The 18,632-nt window shown below is 67.1% G+C and carries 19 protein-coding genes; 3 read left to right on the forward strand and 16 right to left on the reverse strand.

What is annotated here, in order from left to right; genetic code table 11:
* Positions 1-74 precede the first annotated feature (74 nt).
* The 16 genes from pal to AC3A4T_RS24075 form a co-directional block, all read right to left on the reverse strand.
* The gene (pal, locus tag AC3A4T_RS24000; RefSeq protein WP_487677679.1) at positions 75-599 is read right to left on the reverse strand and encodes a peptidoglycan-associated lipoprotein Pal; all 525 of its coding nucleotides are present in this window, start codon (positions 597-599) and stop codon (positions 75-77) included.
* A gap of 90 nt (positions 600-689) precedes the next feature.
* The gene (tolB, locus tag AC3A4T_RS24005) at positions 690-2,009 is read right to left on the reverse strand and encodes a Tol-Pal system beta propeller repeat protein TolB (RefSeq protein ID WP_215495524.1); all 1,320 of its coding nucleotides are present in this window, start codon (positions 2,007-2,009) and stop codon (positions 690-692) included.
* 202 nt (positions 2,010-2,211) lie between these two features.
* The gene (locus AC3A4T_RS24010) at positions 2,212-2,766 is read right to left on the reverse strand and encodes a hypothetical protein (RefSeq protein WP_487677680.1); all 555 of its coding nucleotides are present in this window, start codon (positions 2,764-2,766) and stop codon (positions 2,212-2,214) included.
* A gap of 2 nt (positions 2,767-2,768) precedes the next feature.
* Positions 2,769-3,725 (reverse strand): cell envelope integrity protein TolA, encoded by a 957-nt coding sequence (tolA, locus tag AC3A4T_RS24015; RefSeq protein WP_487677681.1) that lies wholly within the window; start codon positions 3,723-3,725, stop codon positions 2,769-2,771.
* Positions 3,722-4,168, reverse strand: a complete 447-nt coding sequence (gene tolR / locus AC3A4T_RS24020; protein ID WP_487677682.1) for a protein TolR — start codon at positions 4,166-4,168, stop codon at positions 3,722-3,724. Before tolR ends, tolA begins: the two co-directional genes overlap by 4 nt.
* Positions 4,169-4,266: 98 nt before the next feature.
* On the reverse strand, positions 4,267-5,049 hold the full coding sequence (tolQ, locus tag AC3A4T_RS24025) for a protein TolQ (protein WP_036107730.1): 783 nt from the start codon (positions 5,047-5,049) through the stop codon (positions 4,267-4,269).
* 212 nt (positions 5,050-5,261) lie between these two features.
* Complete coding sequence (ybgC, locus tag AC3A4T_RS24030) at positions 5,262-5,717, reverse strand: tol-pal system-associated acyl-CoA thioesterase (protein WP_487677683.1); 456 nt, start codon at positions 5,715-5,717, stop codon at positions 5,262-5,264.
* Between the two features lie 31 nt (positions 5,718-5,748).
* Entirely contained in the window at positions 5,749-6,786 is a 1,038-nt protein-coding gene (gene ruvB / locus AC3A4T_RS24035) for a Holliday junction branch migration DNA helicase RuvB (RefSeq protein ID WP_056105689.1), read from the reverse strand.
* A 134-nt stretch (positions 6,787-6,920) separates the two neighbouring features.
* Positions 6,921-7,370, reverse strand: coding sequence for a cupin domain-containing protein (locus AC3A4T_RS24040; protein ID WP_487677684.1), 450 nt, complete (start codon positions 7,368-7,370; stop codon positions 6,921-6,923).
* A 146-nt stretch (positions 7,371-7,516) separates the two neighbouring features.
* Positions 7,517-8,626 (reverse strand): SMI1/KNR4 family protein, encoded by a 1,110-nt coding sequence (locus AC3A4T_RS24045; protein ID WP_487677685.1) that lies wholly within the window; start codon positions 8,624-8,626, stop codon positions 7,517-7,519.
* 3 nt (positions 8,627-8,629) lie between these two features.
* Positions 8,630-10,576, reverse strand: a complete 1,947-nt coding sequence (locus AC3A4T_RS24050) for a potassium transporter Kup (RefSeq protein ID WP_487677686.1) — start codon at positions 10,574-10,576, stop codon at positions 8,630-8,632.
* A gap of 34 nt (positions 10,577-10,610) precedes the next feature.
* Positions 10,611-11,201 carry a Holliday junction branch migration protein RuvA gene (gene ruvA / locus AC3A4T_RS24055; RefSeq protein WP_036107722.1) on the reverse strand — a complete coding sequence of 197 codons (591 nt, stop codon included), beginning with the start codon at positions 11,199-11,201 and terminating at the stop codon, positions 10,611-10,613.
* A 224-nt stretch (positions 11,202-11,425) separates the two neighbouring features.
* A complete protein-coding gene (gene ruvC, locus AC3A4T_RS24060) occupies positions 11,426-11,992 on the reverse strand; it encodes a crossover junction endodeoxyribonuclease RuvC (protein WP_487677687.1) in 567 nt (188 codons plus the stop codon).
* A 96-nt stretch (positions 11,993-12,088) separates the two neighbouring features.
* A complete protein-coding gene (locus AC3A4T_RS24065; protein ID WP_056105699.1) occupies positions 12,089-12,820 on the reverse strand; it encodes a YebC/PmpR family DNA-binding transcriptional regulator in 732 nt (243 codons plus the stop codon).
* A 198-nt stretch (positions 12,821-13,018) separates the two neighbouring features.
* Positions 13,019-13,651, reverse strand: coding sequence for an esterase/lipase family protein (locus AC3A4T_RS24070; RefSeq protein ID WP_487677688.1), 633 nt, complete (start codon positions 13,649-13,651; stop codon positions 13,019-13,021).
* Between the two features lie 84 nt (positions 13,652-13,735).
* Complete coding sequence (locus AC3A4T_RS24075; protein ID WP_487677689.1) at positions 13,736-13,993, reverse strand: hypothetical protein; 258 nt, start codon at positions 13,991-13,993, stop codon at positions 13,736-13,738.
* A 99-nt stretch (positions 13,994-14,092) separates the two neighbouring features.
* Here AC3A4T_RS24075 and AC3A4T_RS24080 point away from each other — a divergent pair, with 99 nt between their 5' ends.
* From AC3A4T_RS24080 to AC3A4T_RS24090, 3 genes are all read left to right on the forward strand, one after another.
* Complete coding sequence (locus AC3A4T_RS24080; protein WP_487677690.1) at positions 14,093-15,592, forward strand: DUF4832 domain-containing protein; 1,500 nt, start codon at positions 14,093-14,095, stop codon at positions 15,590-15,592.
* A gap of 910 nt (positions 15,593-16,502) precedes the next feature.
* Positions 16,503-17,699, forward strand: a complete 1,197-nt coding sequence (locus AC3A4T_RS24085) for a LamG domain-containing protein (protein WP_487677691.1) — start codon at positions 16,503-16,505, stop codon at positions 17,697-17,699.
* A gap of 52 nt (positions 17,700-17,751) precedes the next feature.
* Positions 17,752-18,231, forward strand: a complete 480-nt coding sequence (locus AC3A4T_RS24090) for a hypothetical protein (RefSeq protein ID WP_487677692.1) — start codon at positions 17,752-17,754, stop codon at positions 18,229-18,231.
* The last annotated feature ends 401 nt before the right edge of the window (positions 18,232-18,632 follow it).

The following is an 18,632-nucleotide window of genomic DNA, read 5'->3' on the forward strand; positions in this document are numbered from 1 at the left end:
CTTGCCGAAGCGTGAGCCCCGGCCCGTCGTGCCGCGGCGATTCGCATCGCCGCGGTCACTTCATCGCCAGCCTATTACTTGGCGGTGTAGACGATTTCGACGCGACGGTTCTTGGCCCAGCAATCTTCGTTGGACTCGGTGCAGACCGGACGCTCTTCGCCGTAGGAAGTCACGGTGATCTGGCTGCCCGAACCGCCGTTGGCCTGGACCGCCGAGGACACCGCGTTGCCGCGACGCTCGCCCAGGCCGAGGTTGTACTCGCGGCTGCCGCGTTCGTCGGCGTTGCCTTCCAGGGTCATGCGCGAGGACGGACGGTCGCGCAGGTACTTGGCGTGGCAGCCGACGATGGCCTGGAACTCGGGCTTGAGCGAATCCTGGTCGAGGTCGAAGTAGACCACGCGCTGACGCAGGCAGGCGTCGGTGTCCAGATCGTTCGGGCCGTAGGCGCCGGAGGCGACCGGACCGGTGTCGCCGCCGGGCTGGGTCGTGGTGGAACCCGGGCCGTTGTCGGTCGGGATGGTTTCCTTGACCTTCTTCGAGCAGGCGACGGCCGCGGTGCAGAGCACGGCGACGAGCAGGATGCGGGCAGCGTTGTTCATGGGGTATTCCTCGTCAGGTGGGGCAGGAGTTGTTCGGGGGTCTGGCGCGTTGGGTGGCGCGAATCTGCGCGTTGGGGTGTGGCCGGCGCCTTAGCGCGGCAGCCTGTACGGCCCCCAGGCCGGTTCGCGCACATCGCCGTCGGCCAGCACCAGGCGCTGGCGCACCCGGGCATCGGCGGAAACGGCATAGAGCACGCCACGGCGTCCTTCGCGCGCAGCATAAATGATCATGGAGGCATTCGGGGCAAAGCTCGGCGACTCGTCCAGCGAACCGGGCGACAAGGTGCTCCAGCGCGGCGAGCCCAGGCTGGAGTCCATCATCGCGATCCGGTAGTTGTTTCCGGCGCCCTGCGCGGTGGCGATCTTCTTGCCGTCGAACGAGACGCTGGCGCTGGCGTTGTAGCTGCCCTGGAAGGTGACCCGGGTGGCGCCGCCGCCGCTGGCCGAGACCTGGTAGATCTGCGGCTTGCCGCCGCGGTCGGAGGTGAAATAGATCTTGCTGGCGTCGGCCGACCAGGTCGGCTCGGTGTCGATGCCGAAGTGGTTGGTCAGCTGGGTCAGCGCCTTGCTGCCCAGATCCATCACGTAGATCTCCGGATTGCCGCTGCGCGACAGGGTCAGGGCCAGGCGACGGCCATCCGGCGAGAACGCCGGGGCGCCGTTGATGCCGCGGAACTTGGCGATCAGCTCGCGGCTACCGGTGCCGATGTTCTGGATGTAGATCGACGAATTGCCGCCTTCGAAGCTGACGTAAGCCAGGCGGTTGCCGTCCGGGCTCCACGACGGCGACAGCAGCGGCTCGGGCGAGCGCACCACGGTCTGCGGGTTGTAGCCGTCGGAGTCGGCGACCATGAGCGCGTAGTTGCTGCCACGGCCCAACCCGGTCGCGGTGACGTAGGCGATGCGGGTGAAGAACGCGCCGCGCACGCCGGTGATCTTCTCGTAGACCGCGTCGGCGATCTGGTGCGCCACGTCGCGCATCGCGTTGGAACGCGCGGTCAACGCGAACCCGAGCAGGCGCTGCTGCTTGGCCACGTCGAACAGCTCGTACTCGACCCGATAGGTGCCGGCGCCGGCATCGGCGACGCGGCCGACCACCAGATAGTCCTGGTTGAGCGCGCGCCAATCCGGATAGCTGATCTCGCTGCCCTTGGTCGGCTTGGCGGTCATCTGCTCGACCGGCAGGCCGCGGAACTGGCCGGAACGGTTGAGGTCGTTGCGCACCACTTCGGCGATGTCGGTGGGCGGCGCGGCGCCGCCGCCCTGGTAGGGCATGGGCACCACGGCGATCGGCAGGGCCGAGGCGTTGCCGCCGACGACATCGATCTCCAACCCTTGCTGCTGGGCCGCGGCGGCGAAGGGAAGCAGGACTGCCAGCAGACAAGCCAGCCAGCGCAGGGGTCGTTTCATCGGCACTCCGTGGGGTTCAACGGGGGTTTGTTCAGGTTCGGCATTGTTAACGCTGCTGGGTGAACGTGGGCTCAAAACCCGGGGTCAATTTGCGGTCCGGATGCGAAAATTCGGCCAAACGGTCGCAAATGTTCGGATCAGGTGACGAAATCGACCCTAAAAGTCGTTTTGAATCCACTTTCTGCGCGGACCGCGATCGCGCTCAACGGTCGCGGATTGCGTCCATGCGGTCGCGGAGCCGGCGCCAGCGGCTGGGTTTGGCGTCGCCGTCCGGGTCCGGCGCATTGATCTGCAACCGCAACTGCGGGCGGAACACCTGCTCATATCCCTCGTACGGCAGCGGCTGGGCCTTGAGGACCGCGGCTTCGATGGAGTCGCGAGCGGCCGCATCGAAACCGCAGGGCTCGACCGCCTGCACCGATGTCACCCGCCCGCCCGAGGTCTGGCGCAGGTCGAGGATGCAGCTCGTGTCCGCGGCCAGGCCGGCCGGCGGGCTCCACTTGGCCAGGATCGCGTCGCGCAGCACTTCGGCGTAGCGCAGGTTGTTCTGCGCGACGCAGCGCTCGGGATAGGCCTGGCAAAACTGCGCGCTCTGGCTGGCCTGACCCTGCCGCGAGATCTGTTCGGCGGTCTGGCTCGATGGCTTGGCCGCCTGCGCGGACCACGGCAGCGCGATCAGCAGGCTCAATGCCATCGCGCGGCGCCGGCCGACGATCGCGCGCGCGCTGTCCCTTCGACCGACCACGGATAAGTCCATGCTCAGCGATCCTGCGCGGTGAAGTTGATGTTGAGCTGACGGCTGAACACCGACTCGAATCCGGCATACGGCAAGGGCTGCGCCTTGAGCACCGCCGCTTCGATCGAACGCCGGCCTTGTTCGTCATAGGCGCAGGGTTCGACCACTTCGGCTGAATTGACCCGGCCGCCGGGCAACTGGCGAATGATCAAGCGACAGCGCGCGCCCAGCGGCACGGTATCGGGACGCGACCATTTCGACAGCACCGCTTCCTGGATCGCGGCCTGATAACGCGCCATCAGGCCGGCATCGACGCCTTGATTGCCGGTAGGGCCCGGCGTCGGCGTGGCGGCGGCGACGTTCTGGCTGGCGCGGCTGGCGCGCGCGTCGGCGAGCTGCTGCAGCTTCTGTTCGGCCAGTTCGCTCTGCTTCTGCAGCCTGGCGCGTTCGGCGCGGATCTTCTCCAGCGCCTTGTCGCGCTCCTGCTGCTCCTCGGCCAGGCGCTTTTGCTGCTGCGCCTCTTCCTGGCGCTTCTGCTCGGTCAGGTCGACCTGTTCCTGCTTGGCCTTGGCTTCCTGGATCCTCTGTTCTTCGCTGGGGTTCGCGGTCGGCGTGTCGACCACCTGCTCCTGCGTCGTCTCATCCGGCACCGGAATGAAATCCTGCGGCGATTGCTGCTGCGGCGCGGGCGCGTCCTGCGGCTTGGGCTCGGGAATCGGCTGCGGCAACGGCGCGCTGTCTTCGGGCTCGGGCTGCGGCAGCGGATCGACCGGCTTGGGGCGGTTGCGCAAGGTGCGCTGCATCGCCGCCGACAGGTCGCTGACATCGGCCAGTTCCGAGGACATCGGCGAGCCCGCCGCGGACACCTGCTTGCTGTTCCAGTTCCAGAGCATGCCCAGGAAAATGGCGGCGATCAGCAGGCCGTGCAACAGCAAGGCCAGCCCGATCGCCTGCACGGTGTCGGCGCGGGTTTCCCTCATTTCTTCGCGCCCTTCTCGGGCTGGCTCATCAGGCCGACTTTCTCCACGCCGGCGTCCTTGAGGATGTTCATCGCATCCATGATCGGCTGATAGTTCGAACGGCCATCGCCGGCGATGTAGACCTGCAGCTTTTCCTTGCCGTTCTGCTTGACCAGCGCGCCGACCTTGGTCGCCAGGGTTTCCTTGCTCACCGCTTCGTTGCTGCCGGCCTTGACCGCGAGGAAGAAGTTGCCCTTGTCGTCGATCTGCACCACCACCGGGTCGTTCTTGGTCTCGATCGACTTGGCGTTGGACTTGGGCAGATCGACGTCGATGCCCAGGGTGAGCAACGGCGCGGTCACCATGAAGATGATCAACAGCACGAGCATCACGTCGATGTACGGAACGACGTTGATCTCGGACTTGAGCTTACGCTTGCGGCGGCGGACGACAGTGCCGGACATGACGGGGTTCCTCGGTTACGCGTCGCGTTCGCACGGGGCGGAACGCAGCGGTCGCGCTGAGCGCGGGCGGCAGTGCGGGTGAGTTGACGCGGGCCGCATCACTCGTCCAGATGGGTCTGGCGCTGCAGGATCGAGGAGAACTCTTCGGAGAACGCGTCGTAACGCACCGCCAGGCGCTCCACGCTGGTGGCGTAGCGGTTGTAGGCCCACACCGCCGGGATCGCCACGAACAGGCCCATCGCGGTCGCCAGCAGCGCCTCGGAAATGCCCGGCGCGACGTCGGCGATGCCGACCTGCTTGGACGCCGACACCAGCGAATGCATGGTCACCATGATGCCGAACACGGTGCCGACCAGGCCGATGTAGGGCGAGGTCGAGCCGATGTTGGCCAGCAGTTCGAGGTTGTGTTCCAGGCCGTCGAGTTCGCGCGAACCGGTCGCGCGCATCGCCCGCTGCGCGCCTTCGAGCTGGGCGCGCGCGTCGACGCCGCGACGCTGGCGGATGCGGTTGAATTCGCGGAAACCGGCTTCGAAGATCGCTTCCAGGCCGCCGACGCTGCGGCTGCGCTCGGTGGTGCCGGCATACAGCTTGGACAACTCGGCGCCGGACCAGAAGCGTTCTTCGAAATGATCGGCTTCGATGCGCGCGCGGCGGATCACCCGCCATTTGCGGAAGATGATCACCCACGAGGTGATCGAGGCGATCACCAGCAGGCCCATGATGAGCTGGACCGGGATGCTGGCGTTGGCGATCAGCGGCCACAGGCTGAATTCGGTGGTGGCCTTGCCCGCGGCTTGAGCGCCATCGGTCACCGCCTGCACGGCTTCCTCCGGCAGGGCTTGTACCGTGGTGGCCAGAAGCGCGATCAGCGATGACGTCATGCTTGGTTCTCCGTAGCCCGATGCGCGGGCCTGTGGTGGGGCTGCGCGGTCCGTGGGGAGTAACGAGCCGCGGGAGGTGGTGGGGTTGCAGCGTATGAGTCTATTTCAGCAATGTTCTTGGCAATTTTCGTGAATTGTCGGTATGAATCATCGCAGTGAAGCAGCGGTGGCCGGCCGGCGACGCCGATGCGGCGCGCGCCGATGAGCGAGGCTCAGGCCCCGTTGTCGGCAACCTGCCGCGCCAGCAACTGCGCGTAAAGCGCCGGCGGGATCGCGCAGGGACGCTGATGCTGCGCGTCCACCGCGGCGACCCGGACCTCCGCGCTGATCAGCCGATCCGGCCCGCGCAGCACGCTCTGCGCGAAGATCAGGCTGGCGCGGCGGCAACGCCGCAGTTCCACCGTGACCTCCAGCGCATCGTCCAGTCGCGCCGGTTTGAGGAAGCCGATCTGCATGCCGGCGACCACGAACAGCAATCCGTGATCGCGGCGCAGACCATCTTGGCCGTATCCGAGCGCGCGCACCCATTCGGTCCGCGCGCGCTCCAGGAACGCCAGGTACTGGGCGTGATAGACCAGACCGCCCGCGTCGGTATCTTCCCAATACACGCGTGTCGGCCAACTGAATAGCCGGGATTCGGGATTGGGGATTGGGGATTCGCAGGTCAAGAGCGAGCTCCTTGCGCCATCGCCGCGAAGCTCATGCCTCGGGCTCCTGGTCGAACAGGCTGACGTTTTCCACCCGCGGTTTCAGGCCCATCAGACGGTAGGCCTTGGGCGTGGCCATGCGGCCGCGCGCGGTGCGGATCAGATAGCCCTGCTGGATCAGGAACGGTTCGATCACGTCTTCGAGCGTGCCGCGCTCCTCGCTGAGCGCGGCGGCCAGCGATTCCACCCCGACCGGGCCGCCGTCGAAGGATTCGATGATGGTCCGCAGCAGGCGCCGGTCGAGGTCGTCGAACCCCTCCGGATCGATCTTGAGCATCAGCATCGCCGCATCGGCGACGTCGCGGTCGATGAAACCGCCGGCGCGGACCTGGGCGTAATCGCGCACCCGCCGCAGCAGGCGGTTGGCGATGCGCGGGGTGCCGCGCGAACGCCGGGCGATTTCAGCCGCGCCCTCGGGCGCGCAGGCGATGCCGAGGATCTGCGAGGAGCGGCGCACGATCCGGGTCAGCTCCTCGGCGTTGTAGAACTCCAGCCGCTGGGTGATGCCGAAGCGGTCGCGCAGCGGCGCGGTCAGCAGGCCGGCGCGGGTGGTCGCGCCGATCAGGGTGAACGGCGGCAGGTCGAGCTTGATCGAACGCGCGGCGGGGCCTTCGCCGATCATGATGTCGATCTGGTAGTCCTCCATCGCCGGGTAGAGGATTTCCTCGACCACCGGCGAAAGCCGATGGATTTCGTCGACGAACAGCACATCGTGCGGCTGCAGGTTGGTCAGCAGCGCGGCCAGATCGCCGGCCTTTTCGATCACCGGGCCGGAGGTCTGGCGCAGGTTGACGCCCAGTTCGTTGGCGATGACGTGGCTCAGCGTGGTCTTGCCCAGGCCGGGCGGGCCGAAGATCAGCACGTGATCCATCGCCTCGCCGCGCTGCTTGGCCGCTTCGATGTAGATCTTGAGCTGCTCGCGCACCGGTTGCTGGCCGAGGTATTCGTCCAGGCGCTTGGGCCGGATCGACGCCTCGATGGCGTCGTCCTCGCGGGTGGCGCCTGGGGCGATGATGCGCGGATCGTTCATGCCGATATGTTCGCATGGGACGGCGCGCGCACCTAGGTTTGGCGCGCGCCGATCGCGGCGCGGCGCGGATTTCGCGGTCTGGCCGGCCTCGCGTGCGCTGCGATACCCGATGGCCCGCCTGGGGGCCGCCCGGCTCAGACGAAATGCACGTCGAAGCGCTCGTGGACCTGCGCCAGCGTCTGCGCATCGACCTCGCCGCGCAGAATCGCCGGCAGCATGCGGAAGTATTCGAATCGTTCCACGCCCGGGGTCAGCGTGATGAAGACATCGGCGACCTCGCCGGCGGTGGCGGCGAAGGAATGGACCACGCCGGGCGGAATCACCGCATAGCCGCCCTGCTCCACCCGCACGGTTTCGCCGTCGATCACCATCTCCAGGGTGCCTTCCAGTACATAGAACGCTTCGCTGGAGCGTTTGTGCAGATGCGGCCGGGCCCCGGCCGCGCCCGGCTGCAGGCGCAGCCGGTTGGCGCCGAGCGCGCCGCAGCAATCGCTGGCGTCGGCCAACAACCACAACTGGGTGCCGTTGCCGGCCATGGTTTCGGCGTCGGCCTGCTGGATGACGAATGCGCGCGGGTCGGACATGTCTGGCCTCGGGATCGATAGGAGTCGGCACGAGGCTAGGCAAGCGCGTCGCGCGCGTCGCCGCCGCCGGTGGAACGGTTATTCCCGGCCGGCGCGAATGCACCGCAGCGTTCCGCGAAGCGGCTTGCCTGCGTGCAACGGGGCGGTTATTCCAACTCGGCCTGGCGCAGAGCGGCGAAGAAGCGCTCGAAATCGCGCGCGCGGTAAAGCGGAACGAGCTCGTCGAAGTACTCGAAATACACCACGTCCGGCTCCTGCGTGGGGCCGCGCTCGCGGTAGTCCAGGCACAACATCCAGTTGATGTTGTGCATCGCCAGCACCACGATCCGCTCGCACCGCGCGTGCATGCGGGCGAAGCTGTGCAACTCGGTGCCGTCCTGGAAGTCGCTGGCCACCTCCGCCAGCGTGCGCAGACGGCCGAGCGAGCAGAGATAGCGATCGGGCACGACGCTTTCCCAATCGTAGTGATTGCGCGAAGGATGGCGGCTCAGCGGCGCCCATTCGAAGCGGGTGTAGCCGCCGTCCTGGCGCCGGTACAGCGCGCGCAGCAACGCCGGCAGGCGCACGCCCAGTCGTGCTTCGGCGGCGGCGATCGCATCCTCGGGCGCGGGCGCGCCGCTGGCGTCGGTCCAAAAGCCCGGACCGCTCCAGAACGTGCCCAGGCTCGGCGGTTCGGGCCGCCAGTCCAGCGTCATCGCCGGATCGTGCCGCGCCTGCAGCGCCGAGCTCCAGAACTGCAGGTCGACCAGATCGGCGAGCCAGTGCGCGACATCGGCGTACTCGCGCAGGCGTCGCCGGTGATCGGTCCATACGATCGCCGGTTCGCCATCGGCGGAGTAGTCCAGGCACAAGGTCTTGTTGTGCTCGTCGATCGCGATGGCGATCAGGCGGCGGTCGTCGGCGGCCAGGGCGGCGTAGGCATCGTCGCGATACTCCTCGCGCAGGCGCAATCCGGCGAAGGAAAACCATTCGCCCAACGGCAGCAGGCGCGCGCGCGGCACCAGCCAATCGGCCTTCATCCAATCGTCGGGGGCGTCCAGGCTGGCGGCGCGCGCCATCCGCACCGCGCCGCCGTCGTAGCGGGCGTACAGGCGGCGCAGCCAGGACGGCAGGACGATGTCCAACCGGGCCTGCACGGCGGCGATCGCCTCATCCGTCGCCGGCACCCGGCCGAGGTTGAGTTCTTCGTCCCAGAACGTGTCCAACGACGGCGCGCGACCGTACACCATCCACCGCGGCGACGACGCGCGCGCCATGGTTCAGATCTCGACCTGCGCGCCCAGCTCGACCAGCCGGTTGCCCGGAATCCGGAAGAACCCGGTCGCCGGCGCCGCGTTGCGGTGCATGAAGGCGAACAGGCGGTCGCGCCAGATCGGCATGCCGCGATGGCGGCTGGCGACCACGGTTTCGCGGCTGGCGAAGTAGGTCGTGTCCATCGGGTCGAAATAAATGCCGCCGGCGTCGCACGAGCGCATCAGCGCCAGCGGCACGTCGGGCACTTCCATGAAGCCGAAGCGGATCAGCACGCGATAGAAATCGTTGCCGATCGCCTCGATCTTGAGCCGCTTGTCCTTGGGCGCGTACGGCACGCCGAGGGTTTCCACGGTCAGGAACACGTTGCGTTCGTGCAGGACCTTGTTGTGCTTGAGGTTGTGCAGCAGCGCATGCGGCACCACGCCCTTGTCGGCGGTCATGAACACCGCGGTGCCGGGCACGCGCGCCGGCGGCGCCAGCATCAGGCCGGGCAGGAAGCTGTCGAGCTGGATGCCTTCCTTGCGCACTTCCTCGTGCAGCAGCTCGCGGCCGCGGCGCCAGGTGCGCAGCAGGGTGAACACCACCAGGCCCAGCACCACCGGGAACCACGCGCCCTGGAAGAACTTGGCGCCGTTGGCGATGACGAAGCCGACATCGACGGCGAAGAACACCACGCACGCCGGCAGCACCCACTTGCGCCAGCGCGGCCACAGCGCGCGCGCGACCAGGGCCAGCAGCAGGGTATCGATCAGCATCGTCGCCGACACCGAGATGCCGTACGCGGTCGCCAACGCGGTCGAGCTGCGGAACGCCAGGACCACGCCGATCACGGTGATCGCCAGCACCCAGTTGATGTAGGGCACGTAGATCTGGCCGATGGTGTCGCTGGAGGTGTGCTTGATCTGCATGCGCGGGATGTAGCCCAGCTGCATGGCCTGACGCGCGACCGAATACGCGCCGGTGATCACCGCCTGCGAGGCGATTACCGCGGCCATCGTCGCCAACACGATCATCGGATACAGCGCCCATGCCGGCACCGCTTCGAAGAAGGGGTTCTTGACCGCCTCGGGGTGGTTCAGCACGAACGCGCCCTGGCCGAGGTAATTCAGCATCAGACAGGGCAGCACCATCGTGTACCAGGCGTAGCGGATCGGCCGCGGGCCGAAGTGGCCCATGTCGGCGTACAGCGCCTCGCCGCCGGTCACCGCCAGCACCACTGCGCCGAGGATGAGCACCGAATGCGAGCCGTGCTCCATGAAGAAACGCATCGCCCACAACGGGTTCAGCGCCTTGAACACTTCCGGGCTCTGGACGATGTTGTAGATGCCGATCGCCGCCAGCGAGACGAACCAGACCATCGTGATCGGCCCGAACACCTTGCCGACCTTCTCGGTGCCGAAACGCTGGGCCATGAACACCATGACCAGAATCGCCACGGTGATCGGCACGATGAAGCGATGCAGGCCGGGCGCGGCGACCTCCAGGCCCTCGACCGCGCCGAGCACCGAGATCGCCGGAGTGATGACGCTGTCGCCGAAGAACAGCGACGCGCCGAAGATGCCGAGGATGCCGACCACATAGGCCGAGCGCCCGCCCTTGGCCAGGGTGCGCTGGGCCAGGGTCATCAGCGCCATGATCCCGCCTTCGCCGTCGTTGTCGGCGCGCATGATGATGGTCACGTACTTCAGCGTGACCACGATCATCAGCGCCCAGAACACCAGCGACAGGATGCCCAGCACGGTGTCGTGGTTGCCGGTCAGGCCGAAGTGCGGCGAGAACGCTTCCTTGAGCGTGTACAGCGGGCTGGTGCCGATGTCGCCGAAGACGACGCCGATCGCGCCCACGACCAATCCGGGTAGCCCCTTCTTGGAGCCGTGGTGGCCTGAATCATGTCCGTTCGCGGCCTTGTGGCCGTGAGCGTCTTTCGGACTGGAGGGAACAGTGGAGGACATTTCGCGTGGTTCCGGGGCGGAGACCCGCCTTGGCTCAACGAAGCGCGGACTTTAGCGCTTTGCGGATGATGGCGGCGGCATCGTCGCCGGCGGCGGTCGCTTCGCGCGCCATGCGCGCGGCTTCGACCGGTTTGTAGCCCAGTTGCTGCAGGGCGACGGTGGCTTCGCTCTGCGGATCGGCCGGCACGCCGGCGCTGGTGAAGGTGGCGCCGGAGCCGGCCAGGTCGGCGGCGCGGTCGCGCAGTTCGACCACCATGCGTTCGGCGGTCTTCTTGCCGATGCCGGGAATGCGGGTCAGCGCGGTCACGTCGCCGGCCTGGACCAGGCGCGCGAACTCCTCGACCGGCACGCCCGACAACACCGCCAGCGCGATCTTCGCGCCGATGCCGCTGACCCGCTGCACATCGCGGAACAGGCGCCGCTCGGCCTCGCGCAGGAAGCCGTACAGCGACACGCTGTCTTCCTTCTGCGCGTAGTGAGTGAACAAGGCCACTTCGCGGCCGAGTTCGGGCAGATCGTAGAACGTGCTCATCGGCGCTTCCAGCTCGTAGCCCACGCCATGGACGTCGACCACCAGCCACGGCGGCTGCTTGTGCACGATGATGCCTTTGAGACGACCGATCACGCGCGAACTCCCAATAGGATCGGCGACCCGCCGGCCCGCAGGACGGCGCGTCGCACGCAAGAAACGAAATACCCGCCGACCAAACGCACAGCGACCAAACGCCCGGTGACGTCAGCCACAACGCGAACGCGGCCGCGAGTCCCTACCCGTCGCGGCGACGGCGCGACCGCATCGCATCGGACGGCGACGGCAACGGTGGCGAGCTGGCGCAAGGCGGCGCTCACTCAGGTCCCGCGCCTGCGCAGGTCGAGGGTGGAAATGCCGGTACGTCGCGCGGTAGCACTCATGTGGGCATGGGTCAGCGCCACCGCAAGCGCGTCGGCGGCGTCGGCCTGCAGCTTCACTTCGGGAATATTCAGCAACAGCCGCACCATGTGCTGGACCTGTTGCTTGTCGGCCGCGCCGCGCCCGACCAGCGACTGCTTGATGACTCGCGGCGCGTACTCGCTGATCGGAATCCGCCGCCGCACCACCGTCGCCAGCGCCGCGCCGCGGGCATGGCCCAGCTTGAGCGCCGACATCGCGGACTTGTCCATGAACACGGTTTCGATCGCGACCTGCTGCGGCTGGAATTCGTCCAGCGCCGCTTCCAGCCCCTCGCACAGCAAGCCCAGCCGCGACGGAAAGTCATCGGCGTCGAGCAGCTTGAGCGCGCGCGCATGCACGAACGCGCAGCGCCCGTCGCCGCCCACGTCGATCACGCCCAGACCGGTGCGCTGCGAACCCGGATCGATGCCGAGGATGCGGGTGGCGCCAGCGGGAATCGGGAATGGCGAATCGGGAATCGACATCGCGGGCTTCAGGAACCCATCGCAATCGGCCGGTCATCGGCGAGCCAAAGCCGTTGCTTTGCCCGATTCCCGAATCCCGACTCCCGAATCCCGGCCTCAGACATATGCGTCTTCAGCCAGATCCGCGTTCGAATACACGTTCTGCACGTCGTCGATGTCTTCCAGCCAGTTCAGCAGCTTGACCACCTGCTGGCCGGTTTCGCCGGCGACGGCGATGTTGTTGTCGGCGCGCAGGGTGACCTGGGCCTCGCCCGGGCTCAGCCCGGCTGCCTCCATCGCCGCCTTGACCGCCTCGAACGCGTCGGGCGCGGTCAGCACGTCGATCGAACCGTCCTCGGGGTAGACCACCACGTCGTCGGCGCCGGCCTCGATCGCCACTTCGGTGATCTTTTCCTCGTCCGAACCAGCGTCGAACCACAGCACGCCGCGTTTGGCGAACATGAAGGACACCGAGCCGTCGGTGCCGAGGTTGCCGCCGAACTTGCCGAACGCATGGCGCACGTCGGCGACGGTGCGGACCTTGTTGTCGGTCAGGCAGTCGACGATCACCGCCACGCCGCCCGGGGCGTAGCCCTCGTAGCGGATTTCCTCGTATTCCACGCCTTCCAGCGCGCCGGTGGCTTTCTTGACCGCGCGCTCGATCACGTCCTTGGTCATGTTCGCCGACAGGCCCTTGTCGATGGCGCTGCGCAGCCGCGGGTTGCTGTTGGGATCGCCGCCGCCGGAACGCGCCGCGACGCTGATTTCGCGGATGATCTTGGTGAAGATCTTGCCGCGACGCGCGTCTTCGGCGTTCTTGCGTGCTTCGATCGAAGGACCTCTACCCATGGCGTGACCGGACGTGTCGTGTGAACAAGCCGGCGATTTTACTCGATCGGGCCTGTCCGCCGGGGCTTGGAATGCGGTTTTCGCTCGGCGGGTTTGGGTTTGTCCCGGTCGGGCCGCCAAACCGGGCTCGCGCCGGGCCGAAAGCCGCCGTCCGCCGTCCGCCGGGCGACCGGATCGGCCGCGAAGGCCCGCCCCGCCTCAGTCGGCGAAGCGGCCGCGGCGGAAGAAGGTCTCGGCCATGCGCGCGGCCTGAGCCGAAAACAGCAACCCACTGTGGCTGGCCTCGATCACCTCGTGCGCGGCCAGACCGGGCAGGCGCGTCTCCGACACCGCCACGGTGCCGTCGCTGTCGCCGTCGAAACGGCCGAAATAGCGGCCCAGGCCGCGCGGGCTGCAGCCGGCGATCAGGCCGATCTGCGCCGCGCCCTGCCACGGCGGGCAACCGGCCTGCAGCAGTTGCGCGGCGCGGCCGAGCATCGGCGCGCTCCAGGCATGCCGGGCCAGGCCGTCGGCGGCGGAACTGCCGCACAGCGGCGAGCCCAGGCAGACCACCCGTTTCACCGGCAGCTCGGGGTGTTCGCGCAATGCGGTCAGGGTGATCAACCCGCCCAGGCTGTGGGCGAGCACGTGGGCCGGTTCGCGCCGCAGCCGTTCGACCAGCCGCGGCAGAGTCGCCTCCGGGCCGCCGCCGGCCCCGGCGTAGGCGAACACCTCGGGCTCGAAGCCGGCCGCGGCCAGCCGCGCGCCGAGCCAAGCCATCGACACGCCCGGCATCCAGATGCCGTGCAGCAGCAACACTTTGCGGGTGTCGGTCGGTTTTGCCATCTGCATCTCTCGCGTCCGTTCGATCCAGCATAGACATCGGGCCGCGCGCTTGCGATCCAAGCGACCCGCGCGGTCGAGGGGGCCGCGACTTCAAGCGCCGGTCAGGTTGCGATCGCGGCTGAGGCGGCGCGCGACGACGCGTGCGACCGGCGGCGACACGGTGTTCTCGTGAATCGGATCAAGCGAATCGGATCGGCGCACAGGCGCGCATCGTGTCCGCGCCGCCGATCGCGACAACGGATCGCACGCACGCGACTCGCCGAAAATTGGCAGCAACTGAAACCGGCAAAGCCCTTTGGAAATGTTTATCCAGAGCAAAAAGTGATGCGCATCGCCGAAGCCGAACATAAAAACATTCGACACGTGGGAATGTGATCACGCGCCAACTCTGCGTTGCGATCGCGCTCCAGGATGCGCGCCACCTCCCCCCTGTTTCGCGGACCGAACATGCGCCTGCGATCCCCTGCCCCGCCTCACGTCGGCATCCTGGCCGCGGCGTTGCTCGCCGCGGCCTCGATGTCGCCGATGATGCCCGCGCATTGCGGCGAACTGCGGCCCCCGCAAAGCAACGACGACCTGTCCAACCCGCATCGCGGTTTCCTGTTGTGGGGCACCACCGTCGGCGCCGACGGCGGCCTGCCCGACAATCACTACGGCGCGTCGATGTACCAGATCTACGTGCCGTGGCGCGAAATCGAAACCGCCGACGAACAGTACGACTGGGCCGGTTTCGAGAAGCGCCATCTCGAACCGATCCTCAAGGAAAACCCGAACGCGACCTTCGTGCTGCGCCCGGTCGCCGACTATCCCGACGGCGCGTCCAACAACATCAGCTATTACTTCGACCAGGCCGAAGGGCAGCTCGAACGCGATTATCCGAAGTTCCTGGAGCTCGCGCCGCTCAACATCGCCGCGCACGACTACACCAGTTGCGGCGGCGACGGTCCCGGACGCGCGCCGGAATACAATTCGCCGGCGATGCGCCAGCAGTTGCAGCAGTTCGTCCAGGCCTTCGGCCGCCGCTACGACGGCGACCCGCGCATCACCGCGATCCACGTCGGCCTGCTCGGTTTCTGGGGCGAATGGCATACCTCCGGCTGCGAAGCCTGGGAGCCCGACGCGACCACGCGCGCGCTGGTGCGCAACGCCTACGCGGCCGCGTTCACGCTCACGCCGGTGCATACCCGCTACGCGCGCAGCAGCGATCTGGACGGGACGAACTTCGGCATCAGCGAAGACTTCTTTCCGTCGTTCACCGCGATGTGCAACGCCTACAGCCCGAAGCTGCCGCGCTGCGACGACACCGGTTGGTGGAATCTGGAATGGGGTTTGCGCAACGAAGTGCCGGCCGCGCGCGAAAACTGGAAGCACAACCCGATCGGCGGCGAAAGCCCGTACGCGGATCAGAAGAAGACCTGGACCTCGCGCACCGCCGACATCGTCGATCTGCTCAAGCGTTATCACTTCAGCTGGCTCGGCCCGGCCGGTCAGCACGAAAACACCGGCAGCGGGTTTCCGGCCAAGATGCGCACGATCAAGCGCGCGCTCGGTTACGAATTCACCGTGCGCCAAGCGGTGTGGCCCGATGCGATGCGCGCGGGCGCACCGATCTCGGTCACGCTGAGCGTCGAGAACACCGGTTCGGCGCCGCTGTATCACGTCTATCAGACCGAACTGCACTGGGTCGATGCGGGCGGCGCGACGCGCGCTCGCGCGGCGTTCGATTTTCCGTTGAATGCGTTGTTGCCGGGCGCCGCGGCCAGCACTCAGGTCAGCGCGACCACGGTGCCGGCTTCGTTGGCGCCGGGCAGTTATTCGTTGCGTCTGGCGTTCGCCGACAGTTGGCGCGAGCGGCCGGGCATCGCGCCGCAGAACGTGGGGCGCGACACCAGTGGACGTTTGAGCTTGGGGACGGTGACTGTCGCTGCGGCGGCGGTCGACCATTGAATGAGCGGGCCGGCGTAATCCCTCGGACGCCGGCCCGCTTTTCATCGAGCTGTTGTGTAGTCGGGCTGGGTTTGGCGGTCTGCGACTTATTGGCGCGGCTGCTTTCGCGGAAGTGCCGCCATCCATTGCCGGGCAATTCGTTGGGTTTTCCGGTTTCGTTTTTTGTTGAAGACAATCGGGCCTTGCGGATGTTGAGGCTTTCAAAGCTTGAAGCAGGATCAAAAGCAACAAAAGAAAGCTAACTGCACTCTCAAGGGCCCGCACGATCAATGCTTCCGCAGGCATGCGCCACACGGGACATCCTGTCCCGGTGACGCACGGCGCACATCCCTGTGCGCCGCCCTTCGGGTGTGCTTTTGTTCTCGCAAGTCACTGGCTTCGCAGCGCTGGAAATGAAACCTGACCTCGAAAGCCGCATGGCCTACCTGTAGGAGCGGCGCGAGCCGCGACCGCGCCGCCGCGACTACGACGAAAATTTCTCCCTGACCGTCATCCCCGCGAAGGCGGGGATCCAGGGCTTCATCGCGACAAATGCACGAAGCCGGGCGATCCCGGGCGCGTCCTTCTCCGCCACTGCGGAATTCGCAAGGTCTATTGGCGGGGGATGTTCCGCCTAGATACTTCGTTATCGGCGTAGCGCCGGCAGATTTGAAACGATCGGAAGGCGCCGCCGCTGAATGTCGCAGATGCCGCCTGACGGGCGCAATTCGGCTGCAGCAAAAAAACTAAACCGCCCGGGACCATTCACCCCGCAGGTCCGCTCCAAAGCCGCCGCCGCTCACATAAGCGCGAAGCGCAATAAGCGGAAGCGATGACACCGGCGCGATCCGCGCGCGCAGTCACGGTCGCGGCCCGATCCGGCTTCTAGATTCCCGCCACGCCCGACGTGGGCGATCACCAGGGAGTCGGTATGAATCGATCGTCATGGTTCCTGGCGCTGAGCCTCGCGCTCGCGCCTTCGCTCGCCGCCCAGGCGGCGCCACCGCGGGTGACCAACGGCCTGGTCGGCGAGTGGCATCTGGACCTGTCGGGCAACACCGCCTACGACACCAGCGGCTACGGCCGCAACGGCACGGTGCTCGGCGGTACCGCGTCGTCGTGGGGATGGCTGGGCACGTCGGCCGATCTGAGCGGTGGCAAGTATGTGGAAGTGCCTAATTCGTCGAACCTCAACTTCGGCACCGGCAGCTTCACCCTCGCCGCGTGGATCCGTATGGCCGCGCCGACGTCATCGGGCGTCAAGACCCTGATCGAAAACCGCGGCGGCGGCAGCGGTCGCGGTTATGCGTTCGGTGTCGACCAGGGTCGCAATGTGTTGCTGCAACTCAACGACGGCACCACCTGGGCCAACTACGTCTCCGACGGCAGCCTGACGATGTCGCCGAACCGCTGGCATCACGTCGCCGCGGTGGTCAATCGCAGCAGCGCGCCGTACACCATCTCGTTCTACATCGACGGCCGCCGCGCCACCACGCAGCCCTCGCCGATGTTGGCCAACATCGACAACACGGCCCTGCCGTTCCAGATCGGCGGGCACATGAACCTCCCGTCCTACCGCTTCAACGACCGCGCCGACGAGGTGCTGGTCTACAACCGCGCGCTGCCGGCCGACGCCAGCGGCGGCCTGGGCGACATCATGGCCCCGGGCCGCACCACCTTCCAGCCGACGTACTGGAACGACGGCAGCACCCGCCAGCGCAACAACAACTGCTACAACTACGCCAACGCGCGCGCCACCAACACCTTCGCCCAGCCCGGCCGCGCCGCCGGTTCGATGTACAGCTCGATCACCTGCGCCGCAGTGCACGCCGCGGCGGTGCGCGACGGCCTGGAACCGGTCGCCGACACGCTGATCAACGCCAGCAGCTACAAGAACATCGCCGCGCTGGTGGTCGGACCGAATTACGACTATCACTGGTACCGGCGCGATGCCAACAACAAGTGGACCCACAAACCCGGCGGCACCGCGGCGACCAACCGCGACAATTCCGGCAACGAGATCACCGACCCGCGCACCGCCAATCGCGGTGCCTACACGGATTTCTGCGGATTCTTCCGCGTGTGGTCCGACAGCATCGAGGGCAGCGGCCATGAACAGATCAACTAAGCGTCGACCGACTGCACGCGCCTCATCCCAGTTCGCGGCTCACGGAGGATCCATGTCCCAGCGCTCGTTCAAGACCCTGTTCGCCGGCCTGTTGTTGCTGGCCGCGCCCGCCTTCGCCCTGGCCGCCGACGCGCCCGGGGTGAAGATCACCTACCTGGTCTATTCCGGTCGCCCCGACCCGACCATCACCGTGACCGACGCAGCCTCGCTACGCGCGATCGAAACCCGTTTGGCGAATGCGATGGCCGCGCCCGCGCAGTCCGGCGCCGCGCCCGACCCGGTGCTGGGCTACAACGGCATCCTGATCGAGCATGTCGGCGGTTCGAGTGCCAAGGCCAAGCCGCAGCCGCTGGTGATCAAGGGCCGGCAGGTGCGTATCGACACCGCGCCGGCGACCGAGCTGAAGTCGGCAACGGCGTCGACGCGCACTTCGGCGGCGGCGGGCGATCTGGAGGCGATGTTGCTCAAGCTCGGGCAGAAGCGGGGTGCGTTGGATGCGACGACGTTGAACGTGTTGCTCGACGGGCGTTGAGGGTCGGGTTGCTTTGCCTATGCGGCCCTCTCTCGCGCAAGCGAGGGAGGGCTGTTTCGTTTTGGGGTTTGGGTTTTCGTTCGGCCGTGATGAATATGGTTGCGAATGCATGCACGCCGCGTGTTCATGCGTGCGCTCGACTTCATAGGAATGCCGCGATGGAGCCATGGATCCCCGCCTTCGCGGGGATGACGGCTTGAGGGTGGCGTTAGGCTCGTCGTAGCCGCTGTGGCGTGGTCGCGGCTTGCGCCGCTCCTACAGGTAGGCTTGTAGCTTCCGCTTGGGCTGGAAGCCGCGCAGTTCATCCAGCGCTGCGAGGCATCGAACTCGCGTTAGCAACAGCACACCCGAAGGGCGGCGTGCAGGATGCACGCCGTGCGCCACCGGGACATGGATGTCCC

It is taken from the genome of Lysobacter sp. Soil_N_51 (assembly GCF_057655755.1).

Coding starts and splice junctions, on each gene's coding strand:
- pal (WP_487677679.1), bottom strand. CDS start 599: ATGAACAACGCTGCCCGCATCCTGCTCGTCGCCGTGCTCTGCACCGCG.
- tolB (WP_215495524.1), bottom strand. CDS start 2,009: ATGAAACGACCCCTGCGCTGGCTGGCTTGTCTGCTGGCAGTCCTGCTT.
- AC3A4T_RS24010 (WP_487677680.1), bottom strand. CDS start 2,766: ATGGACTTATCCGTGGTCGGTCGAAGGGACAGCGCGCGCGCGATCGTC.
- tolA (WP_487677681.1), bottom strand. CDS start 3,725: ATGAGGGAAACCCGCGCCGACACCGTGCAGGCGATCGGGCTGGCCTTG.
- tolR (WP_487677682.1), bottom strand. CDS start 4,168: ATGTCCGGCACTGTCGTCCGCCGCCGCAAGCGTAAGCTCAAGTCCGAG.
- tolQ (WP_036107730.1), bottom strand. CDS start 5,049: ATGACGTCATCGCTGATCGCGCTTCTGGCCACCACGGTACAAGCCCTG.
- ruvB (WP_056105689.1), bottom strand. CDS start 6,786: ATGAACGATCCGCGCATCATCGCCCCAGGCGCCACCCGCGAGGACGAC.
- AC3A4T_RS24040 (WP_487677684.1), bottom strand. CDS start 7,370: ATGTCCGACCCGCGCGCATTCGTCATCCAGCAGGCCGACGCCGAAACC.
- AC3A4T_RS24045 (WP_487677685.1), bottom strand. CDS start 8,626: ATGGCGCGCGCGTCGTCGCCGCGGTGGATGGTGTACGGTCGCGCGCCG.
- AC3A4T_RS24050 (WP_487677686.1), bottom strand. CDS start 10,576: ATGTCCTCCACTGTTCCCTCCAGTCCGAAAGACGCTCACGGCCACAAG.
- ruvC (WP_487677687.1), bottom strand. CDS start 11,992: ATGTCGATTCCCGATTCGCCATTCCCGATTCCCGCTGGCGCCACCCGC.
- AC3A4T_RS24065 (WP_056105699.1), bottom strand. CDS start 12,820: ATGGGTAGAGGTCCTTCGATCGAAGCACGCAAGAACGCCGAAGACGCG.
- AC3A4T_RS24070 (WP_487677688.1), bottom strand. CDS start 13,651: ATGCAGATGGCAAAACCGACCGACACCCGCAAAGTGTTGCTGCTGCAC.
- AC3A4T_RS24075 (WP_487677689.1), bottom strand. CDS start 13,993: ATGTTCGGCTTCGGCGATGCGCATCACTTTTTGCTCTGGATAAACATT.
- AC3A4T_RS24080 (WP_487677690.1), top strand. CDS start 14,093: ATGCGCCTGCGATCCCCTGCCCCGCCTCACGTCGGCATCCTGGCCGCG.
- AC3A4T_RS24085 (WP_487677691.1), top strand. CDS start 16,503: ATGAATCGATCGTCATGGTTCCTGGCGCTGAGCCTCGCGCTCGCGCCT.
- AC3A4T_RS24090 (WP_487677692.1), top strand. CDS start 17,752: ATGTCCCAGCGCTCGTTCAAGACCCTGTTCGCCGGCCTGTTGTTGCTG.